This is a genomic window from uncultured Sphingomonas sp., assembly GCF_964237335.1.
Lineage (GTDB): Bacteria > Pseudomonadota > Alphaproteobacteria > Sphingomonadales > Sphingomonadaceae > Sphingomonas.
On the sequence record NZ_CAXSHM010000038.1, the window covers coordinates 1 to 21,369 of the forward strand.

The following is a 21,369-nucleotide window of genomic DNA, read 5'->3' on the forward strand; positions in this document are numbered from 1 at the left end:
CTTGAGCAACGTCAGGTTGAGCGGCAGCTTGGGGATGCCGGCGGGGAAGCCGACGACCAGATATCGCCCCGCCCAGCCGATGCTGCGCAGCGCCGGCTCGGCATAGTCGCCGCCGACCGGATCGTAGATCACGTCGAAGCCCGCTCCACCGCCATTTGGGCCGCCCGCCGCCTTGAACCGCTCGGCGAGCGCCTTCGACTGGTCGCGGTCGAACGGCGCGCGACCGTAGACGATCGTCTCGTCCGCACCCGCGTCGCGCGCCGCCTGCGCCTTTTCTTCCGACGAGACCGCGGCGACGACGCGGGCGCCGAACGCCTTGCCGAGCTCGATCGCCGCGAGCCCGACGCCGCCCGCCGCGCCCAGCACCAGCAGCGACTGACCCGCCTGGAGCCGTCCGCGATCGAGCAGCGCGTGGATGGTGGTGGCATAGGTCAGCAGCAGCGCCGCACCCTGCGCGAAACTGCGCCCTTCGGGTAGCGGATAGAGCCGGCCCGCATCGACCGCGACTTTCTCCGCCAGGCCGTTGTGGCCGACCATCGCGATTACCCGGTCGCCGGGCGCGAAGCCGGTCACGCCCTCGCCCACCTGCTCGACGACGCCGGCGATCTCGCCGCCCGGCGCGAACGGGCGCGGCGGCTTGAACTGGTACCGGTCCTCGATGATGAGCACGTCGGGATAGTTGATCGCGCAGGCGTGGACGGTCACCACCACCTGGCCCTTGGCGGCCACCGGATCGGGCAGTTCGCCCAGTTCCAGTGTTTCAGGTCCGCCCGGCGCCCTCGACAACATGGCCTTCATATCGGCTCTCTCCCGCGATCCACGGGCGGAGCTGGATCGCCGCCGCCTCATAATTCGAAATCGCGGTATCCTGTGCCAGCGTCAGGCCGATCTCGTCCAGCCCCTCCATCAGGCATCGGCGGCGGAACGGGTCGAGCGTGAAGGGGAAACGGTCCTGATAGGGCGTGGTGACCGTCATCGTCTCCAGATCGACCGTGATCGGCTGGTCCTGCGCCACCGCGACGAGGCGATCGATCGCCTCCTGCGGCAGCACCACCGGGACGATGCCGTTCTTCACCGCGTTGCCGGAGAAGATGTCGGAGAAGGACGGCGCGATCACCGCCTGTACGCCCATGTCGACCAGCGCCCAGGCGGCATGCTCGCGGCTGGAGCCGCAGCCGAAATTGTCGCCCGCGACGATGATCGGCGCGCCGGCGTAGCGGGGATCGTCGAACACGTTGCCCGGCACGCCACGCACCGTCTCGAACGCGCCGCAACCAAGGCCAGTCCGGCTGATCGTCTTCAGCCAATGCGCGGGGATGATGACGTCCGTGTCGACGTTCTTCGCGCCCCAGGGATAGGCTGCGCCCGAGACATGGGTGACGGCACGCATCAGTGCTTCGCCGTCTCCGACGCGGCCGTCGCCGTCGGGCGCGCGATCGCCGCATAGGCGCACACGCCGCTCAGAACCGCGCCCGCCACCAGCAACGCCAACACATGCTTCATGTCCTCAACCCCTTTTGTCGTTCTTACATCAACTCGCGAACGTCGGCGAGCCGCCCCGTCACCGCCGCCGCCGCCGCCATCGCGGGGCTGAGCAAGTGGGTTCGCGCCCCAGGCCCCTGCCGCCCGACGAAATTGCGGTTGCTGGTCGAGGCGCAGCGCTCGCCCGGCGGCACCTTGTCCGGGTTCATCGCCAGGCACATCGAACAGCCCGGCTCGCGCCATTCGAACCCGGCGCTGAGGAAAATACGATCCAGCCCCTCGGCCTCCGCCTGCCGCTTGACCAGGCCGGAGCCGGGCACCACCAGCGCGCGGACGCCGTCGGCGACGCGGCGGCCGTCCGCGACCGACGCGGCCGCCCGCAGATCCTCGATCCGGCTGTTGGTGCAGCTGCCGATGAAGACATGCTGCACGGGCACGTCCTGCATCCGCGTGCCGGGCGTCAGGCCCATATATTCTAGCGACTTGCGCGCGGCGGCCTGCTTCGCCGGGTCCGCGAAACTGTCGGGCGACGGCACGGCGCCGGTGATCGAGACCACATCCTCCGGGCTCGTTCCCCAGGTGAGCGCGGGCGCGATGTGGGTCGCGTCCAGCGTCACCGTGCGATCGTAGCGCGCGCCCAAGTCGCTCGGTAGCGTGCGCCACCAGGCGACTGCCTGATCCCAGGCCGCGCCGGCGGGCGCCATCGGCCGGCCCTTCAGATAGGCGATCGTCGTCTCGTCCGGTGCGACGAGGCCCGCGCGCGCGCCCGCCTCGATCGACATGTTGGCGACGGTCAGCCGGCCCTCGACGCTCATCGCGCGGATGACCTCGCCGGTATATTCGATGACATGGCCCGTGCCGCCCGCCGCGCCGATCCGGCCGATGATCGCCAGCACGACGTCCTTGGGGCTGACCCCGAAGCCGAGCGTGCCGTCGACCCGCACCTCCATCGTGCGCGACTGCTGGAGCAGCAGCGTCTGCGTGGCGAGCACATGCTCAACCTCGCTGGTGCCGATCCCGAAGGCGAGCGCACCCAGTGCGCCATGCGCGGAGGTGTGGCTGTCGCCGCAGACCAAGGTCGTGCCCGGGAGCGTGAACCCGAGCTCCGGTCCGACAACGTGGACGATCCCCTGCTCGGGCGCGAGCGCGTCGATATAGGGCACGCCGAACTCGGCGACGTTGGCGCGCAGTGCATTAAGCTGGGTCGCGCTCTCGGCATCCGCGATCGACAGCTCGCGTCCGGCGGCGTCGCGGCGCGGGGTGGTGGGCAGGTTGTGATCGGGCATCGCGAGCGTCTGGCCGGGGCGGCGGACACGGCGCCCCGCGACGCGCAGCCCCTCGAACGCTTGCGGGCTCGTCACCTCATGGACCAGATGCCGGTCGATGTAGATCAGGCATGTGCCGTCGCCACGCCGCTCGACGACGTGCGCGTCCCAGATCTTCTCGTACAGGGTGCGTGGAGCAGGATCGGCCATCACCGCGCGGTGTTAACCGTTTATCCCGGATCGGCAAGCAGGCGCAGGCCGGCGCGTGCGCCGGTCCGTGGCACCGGTCGGATGAGCGACAACTCACAACGACCCCGCAACTGGAGGATTCGAACGTTTCGTAAATCCATGTTACGGTGCAGAGCGCCAAATATGTTTTACTTGTTCGTGTTGGGTGAGGGCCGGACATGCCAGCAGACAAAGGCGATTTCAGAACGCACCTGAAGTCGATGGACGAGCAGTTGACGTCGATGATCGCGATCGCCGACGACCGGGAGGATTTCCTGCTGGGAGCGCTGTTGTGCGAGGTCCATGCCTATGTCGAGCGGCGGTATACGGAGTTGCAGGCGAAATAGGCTTGGCCGCCGGCATGGTGCATGCGAGGAAACCCATGATAACGTGGGACGGTCTCGTGGAAAATGCAGGTCATTGCGTGGACGTCGTCCGCGCCATCGCAACGCTGAGGACCGACTTCAAGACGGGACGTAGGCAGATATTCGGCCCCTCGTTGAGCGCGCAGGCGTGGGACCTGATATTCATATTCTATCTCGCTCAGGTGGAGGGCCGCTCGATCCGGGACCGCGATGCCACCTTCGTGGCGGGCCTCGACGCCGAAACGGGAAGACGCTGGATCGCTTATCTCGTGGGATCCGGCGTGTTGGCGGAACGGAAAGAAGCAAACGGGACCTTCGTCGCCATGACGCCGGCCGCGGCGGCGAAGATCGAAGCGGTCGTGGCGGGCGTGTAAAAGACGGTCGGACCGGCCTGACGAGAACTCGTCGGACAGGACAGGCAGGGATCGCGCGATCGGACATCGCGCGCCCGGCCGTTGTACAGTCGCGGCAAAAGTCGTGACGCGATCCCCAGCCGATCGGGCGAACCGCCACGTCCCGTTATGAAACGGACCCGTCCACGGCATGGCATTGCCGATGATACTCCGACCCTAAACCAAGTGCTATTTCAATTCGGTTGTCATGATATCTTTGTCGCCAACAATTGGAGATCGATATGCTGCAACGATTGAAGTGCCTGTTCGGCCGGCATCGGCCATCCCGTCGCCGTGCCAAGCAGTCGATGGAAGGCTGCACCAGTGTATGCAGAGTGTGCGGTCGACCAATGACCAGGGGAGTATTGGGATGGGCCGCGTCATGATGGCGTGAAACCACTGCCACACTGACACGCATCCTTGTTCCGGTATCTGGAACCGGGATTGTTGGGCCTTTCCTCGTTGGAAGGTCACTCTGGACTCCCCCTTCGGCCTGAACACGGTGGCCGATAGATGCTGTTCGAAAGAACCGCGGGCTGTGCTTCCGATCGGGCAGATGTGGGTGCTAACCGGCCGCGACCCGATCCGACGTACGCGAACCTCCGTCCGCGCGCTCGCCGGTGCAATTGATGTTGTCAGCCGCATCCCGCGGTCCGATGGCCGTTCGATGCCTCGTCCCCGCTTCGACCCGCGCCTGCTGCTCCGGCCGCGGCGTCGCGCCATCGCCTCCGTCCACGCCGAGTCGCGCGACGGGATCGTGCCGGCGGCGAGCGGCATCGCGACGACGGAAGACCAGCACGGCGGCGCGTCACCCGGCGCGAACTATCGCACCGTCGCGCTGATCGTCGCCTGCGCGATGTTCATGGAGAATCTCGACGCGACGGTGCTGGCGACCGCGCTGCCGACGATGGCGCGCGATTTCGGCGTGCGTGCGCCCGAGATGAGCGTCGCGCTGACTTCGTACCTGCTGGCGTTGGCGATCTTCATCCCGGCATCTGGCACGCTGGCCGACCGAGTCGGCGCGAAGCTGGTGTTCCGCGCGGCGATCGCGCTGTTCGTGCTCGGCTCGATCGCCTGCGGCCTGTCGCCGTCCTTGTCGGCGATGATCGTCGCGCGCTTCGCGCAAGGCGCGGGCGGCGCGATGATGATCCCCGTCGGGCGCCTGGTGCTGCTCCGCTCGGTCGCCAAGCGCGACATGGTGTCGGCGATGTCCTGGCTGGTGATGCCGGCGCTGATCGGGCCGATCCTGGGGCCGCCGGTCGGCGGCTTCATCGTGACCTATCTCGACTGGCGCTGGATCTTCTGGCTCAACCTGCCGATCGGGGTGCTCGGCATCGCGCTGGTCACCTGGTTCATCGCCGACGTGCGCGAGCCGTCGACCCACCCGTTCGACGCACGCGGCTTCCTGATCTCCGCGGTGGCGCTCGGCTGTTTCCTGTCGGGGTTCGAGCTCGCGAGCCGGGCGGGCGGGGCGCGGACCGCGGCGATGCTGATCGTCGTGGGCGCGCTGACGGGATGGCTGTACATCCTGCACGCCCGGCGCACCGAGCACCCGATCCTCGACGTGTCGCTGATGCGCGTGCCGACGTTCCGGCTGTCGGTGATCGGGGGCTCGCTGACCCGCATCACCCAAGGCGCGTTGCCGTTCCTGCTGCCGTTGATGATGCAGCTCGCCTTCGGCTTGTCCGCGGCGCGGAGCGGCACGATGACGGTCGCGACCGCGATCGGCTCGTTCGGCATGAAGGGGCTGGCGCGGCGCATCCTGCACCGGTTCGGCTTCCGATCCAGCCTCATCGCCATGGGCCTGCTGGGAACCGGCTCATACGCGGTATGCGGGCTGTTCCGCCCGAGCTGGCCGTTACCGGCGATCTTCGCGGTGCTGGTTGTGTCCGGCTTCCTGATCTCGTTCCAATTCACCGCGTACAACACCATCGCCTATGACGAGATCGGCAAGGAGCGGATGAGCGCGGCGACGAGCTTCTACTCGACGTTCCAGCAGTTGATGCTGTCACTGGGCATCTGCACGGGCGGCGCGGCGCTGCACCTGTCGATGGTCGCGCGACACCGGGTCGTTCCGGGGTTCGACGACTTCTCGGCCGCTTTCTGGACGGTCACCGCCATCTCGCTCCTGGCGGTGACCGTCAACGCCCGGTTCGATCCCCATGCCGGCGACGAGCTGAGCGGACGGTAGCTAAAGGTTGAAGTGCAGCCCGACGCTGGCGCTCTCCGCGACCATGCCCTGCGTCTTCTGCGCCTTCGCCTCGCCGACGACGGAGAAGGCGTTGCTTCCGATCGCCAGGCGGATTGTCGCCTGTGGGCCATAGCGCAGCGCGTCCGCCTGGAGCGTGAAGGCCTGGCCACCTGCGTAGCTGGCGACCGTGTCGGCAAGGCTGCCGCTCAGCCGTTGCCTGTCGCCCACTTCGATCTCGATCCGGCTGGCGACGTCGTCCGACTGGGTCAGCACATAGCCGGCGTTGAGCGAATAGGTGCCGGTCACCGCCTTGCTGCGCCGCTCCGCGATCGACAGGTCGAACGCGGTGCCGCCGCCGGTCTCGGTATGCGCGCCGTCGTCGAGGCGGAAATAGTCCACCGTCACGGCGGGGCGGAACCGAAGGCGACCTACCGCTGCCTCGTAGCTGCCACCGCCGCCGGCCGCTATCGTCGTTCCCGTCCAGCTTGCCCCCGCGGTTTCGAGGACTGACAGGTTGCTGGTCGGCGACAGCAGTTCGCGCAGACTGCCCTGCGCCACATGACCCCACGCGCCATGCGCATGGACCTTGAGCCCGCCCCAGCCCGCGCGCCAATAGGCGCCGAACTCCGACATATAGCCGTTCAGCTCGTTGGCGTTCTCGGGGTCGGTGACCCGGTTGTACGACCAGTCGTAGGCCAGCCCCACCGTACCCAAAGCGCCCAGCCCATATTCGGCGCCGATACCCAGACCGTAATCGGAAAGGTGGAACGGTTGCGTGTCGCCCTGGCTCTTGCTGAGCAGCGAGCCGGCCTGCATCACCCACAGGCCGAGCCGGCCGCTGGTGGCGCGCGGCGCGGACGCCTGCGCCTCGAAGTCCGACACCGCCTGCGAGACCATGATGGTGGACAGGAACATGCCGCCTGCGTGCTCGGGCAGCATCTCGCTCGCCAACTGGCGGAACTGCGCGTCGCTGTTGATCGACAGGACGGTGGATTGAACGGTGGCGTCGGTCTGCTCCGCGGCATAGGTCGCGACATAGGCGGCAGTGCCGGAGCGATTGAGGCCGAGCTGCGCCGGCGTCTTGGGCTGAATCGCCAGCACGACGGTCCCCGCGCCCGCCCCCGTGTTCGCGGTAAGGGCGGCGGCATAGATATACGGCAGGCTTGAGCTCTGGACCGACAGGCCGGATCCGCCGGTCAGGCTGCCTGCCGTCAGGATCGTGTAGCTCTGCGCGGTCGGCAGGAAATGGGTGATGTTCAGCGCCACCGTCGCGCCGCTCGCGATCGTCGCGGCGCCCGAGACCGCGTACAAGGTGTTGATGCCCGTGGTGGGGTCGAGGTTGACGCGGAACGTTCCGGTCGATCCGACCGACAGGCTGGACAGCGCGATCGTGCCGGTGTTGGTGGCGTTGAAGGTCCCGCCCCCGATCGTCAGGGCGATCGGGTTACCGTTCTGGACGACCGCGCCGGTGAAGACGGCGGTACCGGCCAGCGTCATGCTGCTGCCGGCGCCGAAGGTGACGTTACCGGTCAGCGCGCCCGCTCCCGACAGCGCGACCGTACCTACGCCCCCCGAGAGGTCCACGGCTCCGATCACGCCGCCGGTACCGGAGACGGCGAGCGTATTCGTTCCCGCGCCCAGCGACACTGCACCGTTCAGGGTACCGGCGGATACCGCGACGGTGTCGTTGCCGCTGCCGGTCAGCACGGCGCCGGTGATGTGAGGGATGACGGTGCTGGTGCTGCTGGCCAGCGCGTTGGTGATGGTGACGCCCGTGGTGTTGGCCGACAGGTCGATCGCGGTCGCCTGGCTCGGAAGATAGGTGCCGGCCAGCGTGGCGGAGATCTGGCCCGAGTTGACGATCGACGTCAGCGTGCCCGACAGGTCCCGGATCGCGGTCGCGGTGCCGGTATTGCCGTTGCTGATCGCGGCCAGAGTGCCCGTGTTGGTGATCGAAGGCAGGCTCGCGCCCGCCTGCACCGCCACCGCGTTCGCCGCAAAGACGCCGACACCGCCGGTCGCGGTGATCGTGCCGGTGACGGCGAGCGTCGGCGTGCTCGCGCCTGCGCCCAGCGTCAGTCCGGTCGCATTTGACTGATAGGCGGAAGACACGATCGTGCCCGACAGGCCGATGCCGCCGGCGATCGTCGTCGCCCCGCCCAGCCCGCCGATCGCCACGCCGGTGCCGTCGACGTTGAGGTTGACGCCGGCTCCGGTGACCGATCCGGCGATGACGAGGCCGTAGGGCGAGCCGGACACGGGCGAGAGGGTGATGGCCCGGGTCGCCGATCCGATCAGCAAGCCGGGCGCACTGCCATAGCTGGTGAGCGCGCTGCCGGTGGCCAGCGAAACGCCGCCGGCGACATTGCCGGCGATCCGCATCGCCGGCCCGCCGATGTAGAGGTCGTCCGGGATCGGCGTCGCATAGACGGACGCGCCGCCGCGGAAGCCGGTCGCGGTCACCGACGAACTGAGCGTCACCGTGCCGCCGACGTCGCCGTCCAGCGCGATGCCCACCGCGCCCTGCCCAGTCGCGGTGATCGCGCCCGACGAGGTGACGTTGCCGGTGACGGTGCCGGCATGGATGCCATAACTGTTCGCACCCGACACCGTGATCGTGCCGGTGTTCGCGATCGTGCCGGCCAGCGTATCGTCGACGGCGATGCCGGCGGAAGTGTTGCCGACGATGGTGATCGTGCCGCTGTTGGTGATCCCTCCGGCGAAGGTGCCGGCTCCCGTCACATGGATGCCGTACCGGTTGGCGCCGGTCGCGAACGGGCCGTCGATGTTGCCGTCGGCGTTCTCGTCGACGGCGGTCGACGTTTCAGTGTTCGTGATCGTCCCGGTGTTGGCGATGGTTCCGGCCAGCCCGGTCGTAGCGCCGATGCCGGTGCTGTTCTCGACACCGGTGAAGGTGATCGTGCCGTTGTTGGTGGCGGAGTTGTTGCTGTTGATCGTCACCGCCGTTCCCGACGGCGCGGTGATCGTCACACCCGATCCGATCACGACGTCGCTGGGCGCCCCGCTCGCGGCGGTGCCGGTGCTGACCGGCACGCTGGTGCTGGTGGATATGGTGGTCTGCGCGGCGGCGGGCGCCGTAAGCGCGATCATCGCGACAGAGGAGAGGAAGATGGCAGGATCGTAGCGCATGAAGCCCCGTTCGCGATAGTGATGGGACCCGCTTAAGTCGCACCGCGTCCTTCGAGTGTGACGGAACCTGTACAAAGATTTCAGATCCGGATCGGTAGCATCCCGTTACCTCGTGACGGACGGCGATGCGTATTCAGGTCGGCGGATCCATCTGGGCAGGTCACCTCGCCCGCCGATCGGTGAGTGGAGCCTTCTGGCTCTTCGCCATCACGGCGCGGCATGCCGGCGCAGGATGCCGCCCGCCGCTTCCTTGACGACGGCGGTGACCATGAAGCTCCGTGGATCGATCGCGCGGACGAGGTTGCTCAGCCGCCGCACCTCCAGCCGGGTGACGATCGTCGTCAGCACCGCGACCGGCGCGCTGACATCGAAACTGCCCGGCAGGAACCCGCGCTCGCCATGATAGACGGTGACGCCGCGGCCGAGCTCGGTCACGATCGCGCGTTTGATCGCCTCGCTCTGGGCGGACACGATCGTGATGCCGGTATATTGCTCGATGCCGTCGACGACGTAGTTGCTCGCGCGCGAGCCGGCGTAGAAGGTCATCATCGAGTAGAGCGCGGTCTCCACCCCCAGCCGCGCCGCGGCGGCCAGGAAGATCGCGGCGTTGATCGCCAGGATGATCTCGCTGGTGGTGAAGGGAAGCCGCCGCCCGCTGTAGAGCACCAATATGTCGAGCCCGTCGAGCGCCGCCCCGCCGCGCATCGCCAGCCCCACGCCGCCGCCCATGAACAGCCCGCCGAAGATCGCCACCAGCACTCGATCGGACGTCATCACCGGATAGGGCACGACGAACAGACAGACCGACAGCGCGACGATGCCGGCCAGCGTCCGCCAGGCGAAGGCGTTGCCGATCAATCGCCGACCGAGCAGGATGAACGGCAGGTTCAGCGGCGCGACCAGCCATCCGACGTCGACCGGCACGAACGCGTGGATGATGAGCGACAGACCCGTCGTCCCGCCATCGAGGAACCCGTTCGCCAGGATGAAGCCCTTGAGCGCGAAGCCGGACAGCAGCACGCCCGCCGCGACATAGCCGGCGTCAATCGCCGCGGCCTTCAGGCGAGCGCGTTCCTGGTCCTTCATGCGATCAGCCCCGTGCCGGCCGGTCGTCGTGGCGACGCCCGGCCTTGCGCTCCAGCTCGCGCATCTCCCACAGCTCGTTGCGGGAAAACGGCATCACCGGCGCCAGCAGCGCGAGCGTCGTGCGGCCCAGCTGGTCGCGCAGTGCGCGCTGGCGGTCGAACAGGATCGCGTCGGCGAAGGGCGTCCGGTGGCCGGCGGCTTCAGCTCCCAGCATCTCCTCCGCCCGCAGCGCGATCTCGGTCTGGACCTGGAGATAGGCGCGGATCGCGTCGGCCGGCGTCCGCCCCGACAGCCGCTCGGCCAGCGCCTCGATCAGCCTGCCGGGTTCGGACTGCGGGTACCGGCCCGCGCGCAGCGCCTCCAGCGCCTGGCGATGCTCCTGCGCCTCCGCCGCCAGCCAGCCTTCCGCCTCGCGGATGCCGAACCGGAAGACGAGCAGCACGACCAGCGGCGCGACGATCAGGATCGTCAGCATCGCAAGCTGCGGCCGGTCCGGGAACTGGTTGAACAGCACATGCTCGGCGACCGCGACGAGGTAACCCGGCAGATAGTGCGCGGGATGGAGGCGCCACCGCACCCCCGGCCGCCGCGCGTCGCGCTCGTTGAGCTGGTGTGCCGCGATCGCGAAGGTCGCGCCCGTCGCTCCGTGCATGATCGCGGTGCCCAGCCCCCGCACCATCCACACGCCGAGCGCCAGATGGCCGAAGCGTTCGAGGTAGAAGACGTTCTCCACCACCGAGAAGCCGGCGCCCACCGCGAAGCCCGAGATGGCGGCATCGAGCTTGAACCCGATCCGGTTGCGCGCGAACAGCACCAGGATCGCCGCGCCCTTCAGCGCCTCCTCGATCCACGGCGCGACGAACCGGCTGTAGAACGAGAAGCCCATCGGCATCGCGTCGAGCAGGCGTCCGCTGACCGGATAGGCGCTGATCCCCGCCAGCGCGCCGAGCAGCAGGACGCCCGCCGTCTCACGCCAGCCCATCAGGTGGAACACGTCGAGCCACTCGAACAGCAGCAGCAGGATCAGCACGGGCGCGATCGCCACCAACCCGTCGAGCGTCAGCAGGCCCGTCACCGGATCGCGGCCCGCGCGCGCGTCACAGGATCTTCAGCGAGATCATCAGCTCGGTCCGGCGATAGGCGCCGTCGCGAAACCCTCCGGCGATCCCGGCCGACAGCACCATCGGCAGCCTGAGCGCGACGGTGAAGTTCAGATCGATCTGGCCGCCGATGTCGGCATAGATCGGATGCGCACCGCTCGCCTGCTCCGTCGCCAACACGCCCGCGAACAGCGCCGGGCGCACGGAGGCGAGGAAGAAGCTGGGCGTGCCCACTTCCGCGAAGCGGATCGGCGGCAGGTTTAGCTCGCCCGTCGCCTTGGCGAACCGCCGCGCGGCGATCTCGTCGATGTCGAAGCCGGGGAAGCTCTCCAGCTCGCGGTAGCGCTTGACGCTGCGATCATCGACATAGTTGTTGCGGAACGACCCGAAATAGAAGCTCCCGAGTGGGTTCGTCCGGTCTCCGCTCGCGATGCCGGCATCGGCGTACAGCCATAGCGACGCATTGTGCAGCGGCAGCGGCCGGCCGATCTGGCCGCCCGCGTGGAAGTCAGGGAAGAAGTCCCCCTGCGCGTAGGAACCGTCGACGATCGCGTTCCAGCCCACCCCCTTCTCATGGTCGATCGCGCCGAGCGAGCTGCTGGCGTTCGAGTATTTCGCGCCCAGCTCCCCCGTCACCAGCGTGCCGAAGCCGGACCGGATGTTCTGCGCGTCGGGCAGCCGGTCGAGCCCGGTATAGACCGCCGCCTGGCCGAACACGTCGAGCTGGCGCGGCGGGTCGTAGATCTTCGCCTTCTTGTACCCGACAATGACCGCGTCGCCCTTGCGGCTGCGCTCCACCGGCCCGAACAGGTCGTAGAAGTCGGCGCTGTTGTGCCAGTAGCGCAGGTCCCATTCGAGCGTCTTGTAGCGCAGGTCGACGTGGAACCGCTCTCCCGTCGGCAGGCTGCCGAGCGGCGACACGCTGACGGTCGCCTGGAGCTGGTGGAACTGCAGCGGGTCCTCGAGCGTGACGTGGTACCCGACCGCGACATTGCCCTTATACCCCTCGATCACCGGATAGGCGGCATCCAGGTGCATCTCCTTGGTGGGCACATAATGGTCGCGGGCGGTGATCATCGCGTCGAGCGGCACGCGCGCGGGCGACCCGGCGCCCCAGTCCTTCAGCTCGGGATGCGCGCGTTCCACCTGCGTGCCGAGGAACGCGATCGTGCCCAAGTTATCGCGCGCCACCGGCATGATGCGCGAGGGCGTGAAGCCGTCGCCCGCGAACTCGTCGACGATCAGCGAGCCATCCGCTTGGGGCAGCGGGTGGAAGAAACCGGTGGAGGCGTTGCTGACCGCCGTCGCCTGACCCGACGCGATGTCGAACCGATAGACGTTCGACACCCCGGTATAATAGGCCGTGCCGTACATCGACTTGCCGTCGGGCGCGAAGACGAAGCCTTCGGGCGTGGAAGGTGCCAGCGCCAGATGCGCGGCCTCCGACAGCGGCGTGCCCGGGGTCAGCCCTTCGGTGCGCCACACCCGCACCGTCTGCGCGCCGTCGATCTCGCCGACCGACGCCGCGATCATCGAGCCGTCGGGCGACACGTCGAGGTCGAACGGCGTGGTGCCGAAGTCGAACGTGTGAACCTGGTTGTACCCCGCATAGGGTCTGGGGATGCGGACCAGCGTCGAGAAGCCGTTCTCGTGGCGGATGCCCCAGATCGCCTTGTCCTTGGGATCGACCACCAGATCGCCGATCCGCGCGTCGCGCAGCAGCGTGCGGCGCCTGCCGGTGTCGATGTTGATCGCGACGATGTCGCGCAGCGCGTAATTGTCCTCCGTGTAATAGGCCTCGCGCGCGTCCGGATCATAGGCGAGCGAGGTGACGTTGTAGAGCATCGCGCCCTTGATGTCGGCGAGCCGCCTGATCCTGCCCGTCGTCAGCGACAGCACTCCGACATGCGGCAGGACACCTGGATAACGGAACGCGCCGATCAGGCTGTTGGTCTTGGGATCGTAGAAGGTCCGCGAGATCGAACCGAGTCCGTGCGGTACCAGATGCGTGACGGGCGTCAGCGGATAGCGTGCGAGCGCGGCGAGGTTCTTCGCCTGGAAGCCCTGTTCCCAGGCGGTCCAGTCGTGCCAGGCGTCGTCGAGCGACTTGCCGAAGACGTGCCGAAACTGCGTCGCGTAATAGCCCGCGCTGCCCTGGTCACGCCGCCACCACTGCACCGCCTTGTCCGGCGAATAGGTGAGCGCCAGCCAGCTCATGAACCGCGTGCCGTAGAGATAGTCGTTGACGCCGACCTGGAAGTCGATCGCCGTGCCTTCGGACTCCAGCTTCAGCGGCGAGAACAGCGGCACCTGGTCGCGCACCTTGGCGCGGAACACCATCTCGTCATAGCCGCCCTGCCCGCGCCCCAGGCCGCCCGCCATCCACGTCTCCATGAAGACGGCGCTGCCCTCCAGATACCAGCGCGGCACGTTGACGCGCGGCGTCGCCATGTAGTTGTAGAAGATCGTTTCGGGATGCTCGGCGACTGGCATCGGCTTACCGTGCAGGAACCGCCGCCAGCCCGCATCGTGCGCGTCCCACACGTCCATCGTCGCCACGTGTGTGAGCTCGTGGTTGTTGAGCGTGTAGAACCGCTCGCCGGGACTGAACGTCTCGTAGGTCTGCGCCAGCGGCGCGACGTCGAGCAGGATCGCGTTGTTGGGCGACGAGCGCGCCGCCGCATTGCCATAGTCCGAGAAGTCCTTGAGTAGCACGGTGGTGCGGTCCCACGGCGTCCAGCCGAACCGCTTGCGGTGATAGGCGAAGGCGTTCTCGAACGCGCGCGCGACATAGGGCGTCAGATACGTCTGCCCCGGATCGAAATAGAGCAGCGACAGGTCGGGCGTCTGTAACCTTGAGAGGTGAAGGTTGGGCGTCTTGTGCGCGTCGTCGGCGGGGCCGGGTGCCGGGTTGGGCGCCGGCACCGACGGCAGGGCCGGGTCGGCCGACGTGGCCGGGGGCAGGGCTAGTTTGGGTTCGGTGATGGTCGTGACGGGCGGCGCGGCAGGCGCCGGAGCGGGGATGACCTGCGCCACCCCCGGCGCCGGCGCGAGCGATGCCGCCGCCACCATCCACCCCGGCCATGGTCGCCGCCGCCTGTCCGGATGGTACGCCGACCTTCGACCCGGCAGTGTCGGCGCGCGCGAGCCCTCCACTCGCTTACTGCGCCGCGACCGCGTTGGCGAACGACCGGTCGTGCAGCATCGCCCCGAACGCCGGGCTGCTGGCGAGCGCCGCGAACGCCGGCTGCATGGCCAGCGCCTGGAACGCCTGCGCGTTGCTGGCGAGCGCCGCCATCGCCTGGGGCTGCTGCGCCAGTTGCGCGAACGCCTGCGGGTTGGCGGCCATCTGCGCGAACGCCTGCGGATATTGCGCGATGGCGCCCATCGCCTGCGCGCTCATCGCGCCCACGCCATGGGCGGCGAGGCTGGCCGCCGTCGCCTGGGCCGAGAACGCCTGCGCCGCACGCGCCATCGACGCCAGCCCGGCCGCGTTGCGCGCCGCCGCCTGGAACGCGCTCGCGTCCGCCCGCATCGCCGCCATCGCCTGCGCGCTCGACGCCGCCTGGAACGCCTGGGCGTCATGCGCGAGGGACTGGAACGCCGCCGCCTGGCTCGCCATCGCCGAAAACGCCTGCGGGTCCGCGCTCAGCCCCGCCATCGCCTGCTGGTCGCTGGCCAGCGCCTGGAACGCCGAAGCCTGGCTCGCCATCGCCGCCATGCTGCTGGCATGCATCGCCGCCGCCTGGAACGCCGGGACGTTGGACGCATAGGCGGCGAACGCCTGCGGGTTCAACGCCATCGCCCGGAACGCTTCGGGATGCGCGGCCATGCTCGCGAACGCCTGCGGGTGCGACGCCATCTCGGCGAACGCCTGAGGCTGAGACGCCATCTGCGCGAACGCCTGCGCGTTGCCGGCCATCGCCGACGCCATCTGGGCGCTCATCGCCTGCGACGTCATGCCGGCTGCGGCCGCCTGCGACGCGAAGGCCTGCGCCGAGCGCGCCATGACCGACAGGCCCGCCGCATCCTGCGCCGCAGCGCGGAACGCGGCGGAGTCGGCGCGCATCGCCGCCATCGCCTGGACGTTCGCCGCCGCCTGGAACGCCTGCGCGTCGCGCGCGAGCGACTGGAACGCCGCCGCCTGGCTTGCCATGCCCGAGAACGCCTGCGGCTCGGCGCTCAGTCCCGCCATCGCCTGCTGGTCGCTGGCCAGCGCCTGGAACGCGGATGCCGCGGCCGCCATCGCCGGCACGGTGCCGGCGCGTGCCGCGGCCTCGAACGCCGGGATGTTGGAGGCGTAGGCGGCGAACGCCTGCGGGTTCATCGCCATCGCCCGGAACGCGTCGGGGTGCGCGGCCATGCTGGCGAACGCGCGCGGGTGCGACGCCATCTCGGCGAACGCCTGCGGCTGGGAGGCCATCGCGGCAAACGCCTGCGCGTTGCTCGCCATCGCGGCGAAGGCGCTGGCGTTCATCGCGGACGCCGCGCGCATCCCCGCCGCGGTCGCGCCCGCCGCGCCCAGCATCGCCTGGAACGCGTTGGCGTCATGCGCCAGTGCCGCGAACGCCTTCGGATTGGCGGCGATCGCGGCCATCGCCTGGCTGTTCTGCGCGAGCGCCGAGAAGCCCGGATCGGACGCGAGCGCCCGGAAGCTCGGGTTCTTCACCATCACCTCGAACGCGTCCGTCTGCATCAGCTGCGGCACCGACGTGTCGCCCAGCGCGACATCGCCCGCGCCCACCTGGCTCGAGACGTAGCGGTCGGCGGGGACGATCGTCCCGGCCATCGGCCCGCGCGTCGGATAGACGCGGCCGATCGCATAGGCCGCGATGGCGACCAGCAGGATGACGGCCGCGACGATCAGCGGCCTGCGGTCTCTAGAAGCGGTCATTTTCATCGCGACTCTTCCCCTTGGCTGGGCGGAACAGCGGCTCACGCGGCGGTGAGGATCGGGCTGCCCGGCCCCTGTCGGCACGCGCACGGTCACCGGCGGTGACGAGGACTTGCCGTTCCGACATATTTACCAGCGCGCCCGCCGCGCTTCGTCACGACAAATCCGGGCACGAGGCGGCACGAGGCGAAAGCGGGCGCGACATGCGGCGACAGGGACTTTCCCGCCGCGCTGGCGCAGCTATGCCGGGGCCATCGCCGAACCCATCCATCGCACGCGAGGCAGCATGACCGACGGGCACCAACGACCGGTTACCTCGCCGATGACCTGGCTCGCCGACCTGGGCTATTGCCTGGTCGGCGTGTCCTTCTCCGGACTAGCGCTCAAGGGGTTCCTGATCCCGAACCACTTCTTCGACGGCGGCCTGACCGGCGCGTCACTGCTGCTGCGCGAGGCGTATGGGCTCAACATCGCCTATCTCATCGTGCCGCTGAACCTGCCCTTCATCATGCTGGGGGCACGACTGATCGGGCAGGATTTCGCGATCAAGACGCTGCTCAGCGTCGCGGTGCTCGGCTTGTGCCTGCTGGTGGTGCCTTACCCGATCGTGACGTCGGACCGGCTGCTGGTCTCGATCTTCGGCGGCGTGTTCCTGGGCCTCGGCATGGGGATGGCGATGCGCGGCGGCGCGGCGCTCGACGGCATCGAGGTGCTGGCGCTCTACACGGGCAAGCGCGTGGCCTTCACCACCAGCGAGATCATCCTGGCGTTCAACGTCCTCATATTCCTGATCGCCGCCGCGCTCGTTGGATTGGAATCGGCGCTCTATTCGACGCTCACCTATTATGCGGCGTCCCGCACCACGAACTACGTCGTCGAGGGGCTCGAGGAATATACCAGCGTCACGATCGTGTCGGGCGAGAGCGACGCGATCAAGCGCGCGCTCGTGATGGAGCTCGGCCGCGGGATCACCGTGTACAAGGGTGAGCGCGGCTTCCTGCCGGGCAGCTTCCACGTCAGCCGCCCGGTGGACATCATCTCGACGGTCGTGACCCGCCTCGAGGTCCGGCGGCTGAGCAACCTGGTGCATCGCATCGACCCCAAGGCGTTCGTCGTCACCGCCGCCGCCAAGGAGGCGGTCGGCGGCGTCCTGCGCCGGCGCGCGCGGCACTAGCGCCGGGGCCGGTCGGGCAAATCACGACATTTCCCGACTTGTTGGGCGATCAACCGGCGCTCGCCCGGATGCCGGTTGCGGGGTTTCGGACGCGCTGTACCCCTTTCGCAGCGAAACGAGGGGAGCCGCCGCTGCGGCATGAACGATGCGCTGGTGGTCCGTCCCGATCCGTGCCCTGCCGCTACTCGCCGCCCTGTGCGGCGATGCGTCCGGCGGCGCGTCGGTCGTGCAGCAGGCGCGGGTCCGCCCCAGCATGGTCGACAGCTTCCGCCTAGGCACCAGCGGCGACACGCTGTGCCAGGCTCAGCGCAGCGCCGCCGACAGGGCGGCGTCGGGCTTGTTCGACCGCGCGTACAACCTCGTCTGCCGCGACGCCGCCGCGCCGGTCGGAAGGCTCTATGCGTTGCGTGACGACGGCGATCGGGCGGCGAGCCGCCTCACCGGGACACGCACCGGGCTGACCGGCTGCCATGACGAGCCGGAGACGGCGTTGAAGGACGTCGGCCGCGTCTCCGTGCGTCGCTGCGCCGCGCCGGGCGGCGTGTTCTACGACGTGCTGTCGGCCACGCACCGCGGCACGCTGTACGATGCGGAAGGGCTGAGCGGCTATCGCTCCGCATTGGAGCTCGGGCTGCGGACGCTGGTGGCGGATCGCGTCGTCGACGGGCCCATCACCATCGCGCTGACCAACGTGGGCGACACGGCGAGCTTCGCGCGCGTGCAGGCGGGAAGCCTCGATCCGGCGCTGGCGATGGCGGAAGGATACCGGCGCAACAACAGCGGCAATTACGCCGAAGCCTCGCAATTCTTCGCGACCCTGCTCCAGCGTACGGCGACGGGTCCAGGCGCGCCGGCCACCGCGACCGACCGGGGCGAGTATCTGGTCAACCGGGCGCTCCAGCTGTCCGATCTCGGCAGTTTCGACGAGGCGGAGACGTTGTTCGCCGAGGCCGCACTGACGCTTCCCAGCGATCCGGTGTCGCTGCGCCAGCAACGCAACGATCGCGCGCTCGACCTCATGAACCGCGGCAACCGAGCGGGCGCGCTGACGATGCTCGACGCGCCGCTCGCGATCCGCGCCGTGCCCGCGGTGGCCGGCGAGATCGACCGGGACATGGCCAACGCGCTCAACGGGCGCCTGCCGCTGGCGACACAGCTCGGCGTCGGTCGCGACACCGGGCTGACGCCGTCGGAACGCGCGTCGGTGCTGGATGCGCAGGCGGACGCGCTGCGCGGGTCGATCCTTCGCCAGCAGGGCAAGCCCGCCGCAGCGTCCGCGGCACTCGATCGGGCGACCGCCACGCTAGACGGCCTCCGCGAGGGGCGCGTCGCCTCGGTCGCGCGGCTGCGCGCGGAGGTGATGACCGAACGCGCCGCCCTGGCGGAGAACGCCGGGCAGGTCGGTGCCGCCGAGCGGTTCCTGCGCGAAGCACGCGACACCGTGGCGGGCGAATATCCGGACTCGATCGCCTTCGACGCCGCCTCGGCGCGGCTGGCGGGTTTTCTTGGCCGCCACGGCAAGGTCGATGAGGCGATCGCGCTGTACCGCGACGTCGTGGCGTCGCTCGGCGCCGCGGGCGGCGCGTCGGGCGGGTTCGCCGATCTGCTGGAGCCATATTTCCGGTTGCTGGTCCAGCGGCTGCCGGCCCAACCTCCGCTCGGCAACGACCTGTTCGCCGCGTCGCAGGTGCTGCTGCGCCCAGGGGTGGCCGACACGCAGGCGACGCTCGCGCGCGAACTGTCGGGCGGCGGCGGCGAGGCGAGCCGGCTGTTCCGCCAGTCGCTCAACGAGACGCGGCGGGTGAACGTGCTGCAGCTCGAACTCGCGCGGCTGGCGGCGCTCCCCGCGCCCACCCCGGCGGACCGCGAAGGCATCGCCGCCGACCGTGCGCAGCTCGTGCTGGTGCAGGGCGAGCAGGTCGCCACCCAGGCGCAGCTCGCGCGCTTCCCCGCCTATCGCGCGATCGCGACCCAGCCGCTGTCGCTCGCCGACCTGCGCGCGGTGCTGCAGCCGGACGAGAGCTATTGGAAGCTGAGCGTCGTCGGGCCGTCGATCTATGCGCTGCTGGTGACGCCCGGCGCGATGCGCGCGTGGAGGGTGCCGCTGACGCCCGACGGGCTCGGCGCGCGCGTGGACGCGATCCGCGCTTCGGTCGCGCTGGCGCAGGGCGACGCCACCGTCACCCGGCCGTTCGACACGGGGGCGGCCCGCGCGCTGTACGTCGCGCTCGCCGGGCCTGCCGCCGCCGACCTGCCGCGCGCGGGGCACCTGATCGTCGAGCCCGACGGCGCGATGCTCCGCCTGCCCGTCACGCTGCTGATCGCCGATCAGGCCGGGGTGGACCGGTATCGCGCGCGGACGGCAGCGCCCGGCGGCGATCCCTATGACCTGACCGGGATCGCCTGGCTCGGCCGCGACGACGATGTCAGCGTCGCCTTGTCCGCGCGCGCGTTCCGCGACCTGCGCCGGACGCCGGCGTCGCAGGCGCCCCGCACCTATCTGGGCTTCGGCCAGAACGCGCCCGTCCCGCCGTTCCTCCAACTCACCAGCTACACGCCGCCGGCGACGCTGGTCGATTGCCGCTGGCCGCTCGGCTCGTGGAGCCATCCGGTCGCGGCCGCCGAGCTGCTCACCGCGCAGCGGATCGTCGGCGCGGGCAACGGCCAGGTGCTGACCGAGGCGAAGTTCACCGACACGGACATCATCGGCCGCGACGATCTGGCGAAGTACCGCATCGTCCACTTCGCGACCCACGGCCTGCTCGTCGCGCCGCGCAGCGAGTGTCCGGCGCAGCCTGCGCTGCTGACCTCGTTCGGCGGCGCGGGATCGGACGGGTTGCTGAGCTTCGCCGAGATCTACCGGCTGCACCTCGATGCCGACCTCGTGATCCTGTCGGCGTGCGACACGGCCGGATCGGCGGACGTCGCGGCGACGCGGGCGGCGGGCGTCGAGACGGGCGGCGGCAGCGCGCTCGACGGGCTGGTCCGGGCGTTCATCGGCGCCGGCGCCCGGTCGGTGCTCGCGAGCCACTGGCCGGCACCCGACACGTTCGGCGCGACCGAGCAGCTCGTGGCCGGGCTGTTCACCGCCCCCCGCGGAACGGCCGCCGCCACCGCGCTGCGCGCGTCCCAGCGCCGGCTGATGGACGTGCCCGCGACGTCGCACCCCTATTACTGGGCCGGCTTCGCGCTGATCGGCGACGGACGGCAGCCCGTGTTGCAGCCGCGATGACCCGCCCAACGCGCATCCGGGCGCTGGCCCGGCGCATCGGCCGGGTCCGCCTGATCGCTGCCTTCGTCCTGCTGGTCGCGGCGCTGCTCGCCGCCCGGTTCGCCTGGCACGTGCCGCTGGCGGCCGATGCGGAGCGCGCGATGTACGACACGCGCGTCGTGCTGACGGCGCCGCGCGTCGACCAGGACCCACGCGTGGTGATGGTCGTCTTCAACGACGACACGCTCGCCAAGACCGGACGGCGTTCCCCGCTCGACCGCGCGCTCCTCGCCCGCGCGCTCCGCCGGATCGACGCGCTGGGGGCGACCGGGATCGGCATCGACATCCTCGTCGACCAGCCCGAGCCCGAGGACCCGCAACTGATCGCCGCCCTGCGCGCGATGCGGACGCCGACCTTCCTCGCGTTCGCGACCAACGCCACCAACGAGGGCGCAGTGCTGTATTGGCAGGAGCAGTTCGAGCGTCGGATCGCGCAGGCGCTGCGCGGCACGCAGGTGCGCCCGGCGAGCATCCTCCTCCAGCCCGACATGGACGGCGTGATCCGCAGCTGGCCCGCGCGGCCGGACGAACTGCCGCCGCTGCTCGCCGACCTGATGACGCCGGGCGCGCCGCATGCCGCGGTCGCGCGCAGCATCGCCTTCCGTCTGCCGGCCGCAGCGGATCGCCCGGTGTTCGAATCGCTGCCCATCGACCTGTTCGACAGCGACGCGGGCGCGGCGGCGTTGCGCAGCCAGATCGCGGGGCGGCGGGTGCTGGTCGGCGGCGAGATCACCGACACCGATCGGTTCGATACGCCGCTGACGAAGCTGA

Annotated in this window: 14 protein-coding genes; 6 read left to right on the plus strand and 8 right to left on the minus strand. The window is 69.6% G+C overall.

All coding sequences use genetic code 11. The features are described 5' to 3' along the window. The 3 genes from ACFE65_RS14795 to leuC all read right to left on the minus strand — a co-directional run. A partial coding sequence (locus ACFE65_RS14795; protein WP_375383137.1) for an NADPH:quinone oxidoreductase family protein occupies positions 1-798 on the minus strand: 798 nt, incomplete at its 3' end. After that, a complete protein-coding gene (gene leuD, locus ACFE65_RS14800; protein ID WP_375383138.1) occupies positions 761-1,390 on the minus strand; it encodes a 3-isopropylmalate dehydratase small subunit in 630 nt (209 codons plus the stop codon). The genes ACFE65_RS14795 and leuD, both read right to left, overlap by 38 nt. A gap of 136 nt (positions 1,391-1,526) precedes the next feature. Further along, positions 1,527-2,957 carry a 3-isopropylmalate dehydratase large subunit gene (leuC, locus tag ACFE65_RS14805; RefSeq protein WP_375383139.1) on the minus strand — a complete coding sequence of 477 codons (1,431 nt, stop codon included), beginning with the start codon at positions 2,955-2,957 and terminating at the stop codon, positions 1,527-1,529. A 197-nt stretch (positions 2,958-3,154) separates the two neighbouring features. Here leuC and ACFE65_RS14810 point away from each other — a divergent pair, with 197 nt between their 5' ends. The 3 genes from ACFE65_RS14810 to ACFE65_RS14820 all read left to right on the plus strand — a co-directional run bounded on the left by ACFE65_RS14810 (position 3,155) and on the right by ACFE65_RS14820 (position 5,923). Next, the gene (locus ACFE65_RS14810) at positions 3,155-3,322 is read left to right on the plus strand and encodes a hypothetical protein (RefSeq protein WP_375383140.1); all 168 of its coding nucleotides are present in this window, start codon (positions 3,155-3,157) and stop codon (positions 3,320-3,322) included. A gap of 2 nt (positions 3,323-3,324) precedes the next feature. After that, the gene (locus ACFE65_RS14815) at positions 3,325-3,714 is read left to right on the plus strand and encodes a hypothetical protein (protein WP_375383141.1); all 390 of its coding nucleotides are present in this window, start codon (positions 3,325-3,327) and stop codon (positions 3,712-3,714) included. Positions 3,715-4,399: 685 nt separating this feature from the next. Then, the gene (locus ACFE65_RS14820) at positions 4,400-5,923 is read left to right on the plus strand and encodes a DHA2 family efflux MFS transporter permease subunit (protein ID WP_375383142.1); all 1,524 of its coding nucleotides are present in this window, start codon (positions 4,400-4,402) and stop codon (positions 5,921-5,923) included. Here ACFE65_RS14820 and ACFE65_RS14825 read toward each other — a convergent pair whose 3' ends face one another. From ACFE65_RS14825 to ACFE65_RS14845, 5 genes are all read right to left on the minus strand, one after another. Next, a complete protein-coding gene (locus tag ACFE65_RS14825) occupies positions 5,924-9,073 on the minus strand; it encodes an autotransporter domain-containing protein (protein WP_375383143.1) in 3,150 nt (1,049 codons plus the stop codon). A 207-nt stretch (positions 9,074-9,280) separates the two neighbouring features. Further along, positions 9,281-10,159, minus strand: a complete 879-nt coding sequence (locus ACFE65_RS14830; RefSeq protein WP_375383144.1) for a YitT family protein — start codon at positions 10,157-10,159, stop codon at positions 9,281-9,283. 4 nt (positions 10,160-10,163) lie between these two features. Beyond that, complete coding sequence (locus tag ACFE65_RS14835; RefSeq protein ID WP_375383145.1) at positions 10,164-11,234, minus strand: PrsW family glutamic-type intramembrane protease; 1,071 nt, start codon at positions 11,232-11,234, stop codon at positions 10,164-10,166. Between the two features lie 22 nt (positions 11,235-11,256). Further along, positions 11,257-14,331, minus strand: coding sequence for a TolB family protein (locus tag ACFE65_RS14840; protein ID WP_375383146.1), 3,075 nt, complete (start codon positions 14,329-14,331; stop codon positions 11,257-11,259). 88 nt (positions 14,332-14,419) lie between these two features. Continuing rightward, on the minus strand, positions 14,420-16,159 hold the full coding sequence (locus ACFE65_RS14845) for a hypothetical protein (RefSeq protein WP_375383147.1): 1,740 nt from the start codon (positions 16,157-16,159) through the stop codon (positions 14,420-14,422). A gap of 316 nt (positions 16,160-16,475) precedes the next feature. Between ACFE65_RS14845 and ACFE65_RS14850 the strand changes: the two genes are divergently transcribed. The 3 genes from ACFE65_RS14850 to ACFE65_RS14860 form a co-directional block, all read left to right on the plus strand. Further along, on the plus strand, positions 16,476-17,327 hold the full coding sequence (locus tag ACFE65_RS14850; RefSeq protein ID WP_375383148.1) for a YitT family protein: 852 nt from the start codon (positions 16,476-16,478) through the stop codon (positions 17,325-17,327). 145 nt (positions 17,328-17,472) lie between these two features. Further along, entirely contained in the window at positions 17,473-20,559 is a 3,087-nt protein-coding gene (locus tag ACFE65_RS14855) for a CHAT domain-containing protein (RefSeq protein ID WP_375383149.1), read from the plus strand. Continuing rightward, positions 20,556-21,369 (plus strand): CHASE2 domain-containing protein (locus ACFE65_RS14860; protein ID WP_375383150.1); only part of this gene is annotated, 814 nt, incomplete at its 3' end. The genes ACFE65_RS14855 and ACFE65_RS14860, both read left to right, overlap by 4 nt.

What these genes read in the sequence shown, in the direction of transcription:
- ACFE65_RS14850 (WP_375383148.1), top strand. Translation starts at nt 16,476, where the DNA reads ATGACCTGGCTCGCCGACCTGGGCTATTGCCTGGTCGGCGTGTCCTTC.
- ACFE65_RS14830 (WP_375383144.1), bottom strand. Translation starts at nt 10,159, where the DNA reads ATGAAGGACCAGGAACGCGCTCGCCTGAAGGCCGCGGCGATTGACGCC.
- ACFE65_RS14820 (WP_375383142.1), top strand. Translation starts at nt 4,400, where the DNA reads ATGCCTCGTCCCCGCTTCGACCCGCGCCTGCTGCTCCGGCCGCGGCGT.
- ACFE65_RS14855 (WP_375383149.1), top strand. Translation starts at nt 17,473, where the DNA reads ATGCGCTGGTGGTCCGTCCCGATCCGTGCCCTGCCGCTACTCGCCGCC.
- ACFE65_RS14825 (WP_375383143.1), bottom strand. Translation starts at nt 9,073, where the DNA reads ATGCGCTACGATCCTGCCATCTTCCTCTCCTCTGTCGCGATGATCGCG.
- ACFE65_RS14810 (WP_375383140.1), top strand. Translation starts at nt 3,155, where the DNA reads ATGCCAGCAGACAAAGGCGATTTCAGAACGCACCTGAAGTCGATGGAC.
- leuD (WP_375383138.1), bottom strand. Translation starts at nt 1,390, where the DNA reads ATGCGTGCCGTCACCCATGTCTCGGGCGCAGCCTATCCCTGGGGCGCG.
- ACFE65_RS14840 (WP_375383146.1), bottom strand. Translation starts at nt 14,331, where the DNA reads ATGGTGGCGGCGGCATCGCTCGCGCCGGCGCCGGGGGTGGCGCAGGTC.
- leuC (WP_375383139.1), bottom strand. Translation starts at nt 2,957, where the DNA reads ATGGCCGATCCTGCTCCACGCACCCTGTACGAGAAGATCTGGGACGCG.
- ACFE65_RS14845 (WP_375383147.1), bottom strand. Translation starts at nt 16,159, where the DNA reads ATGAAAATGACCGCTTCTAGAGACCGCAGGCCGCTGATCGTCGCGGCC.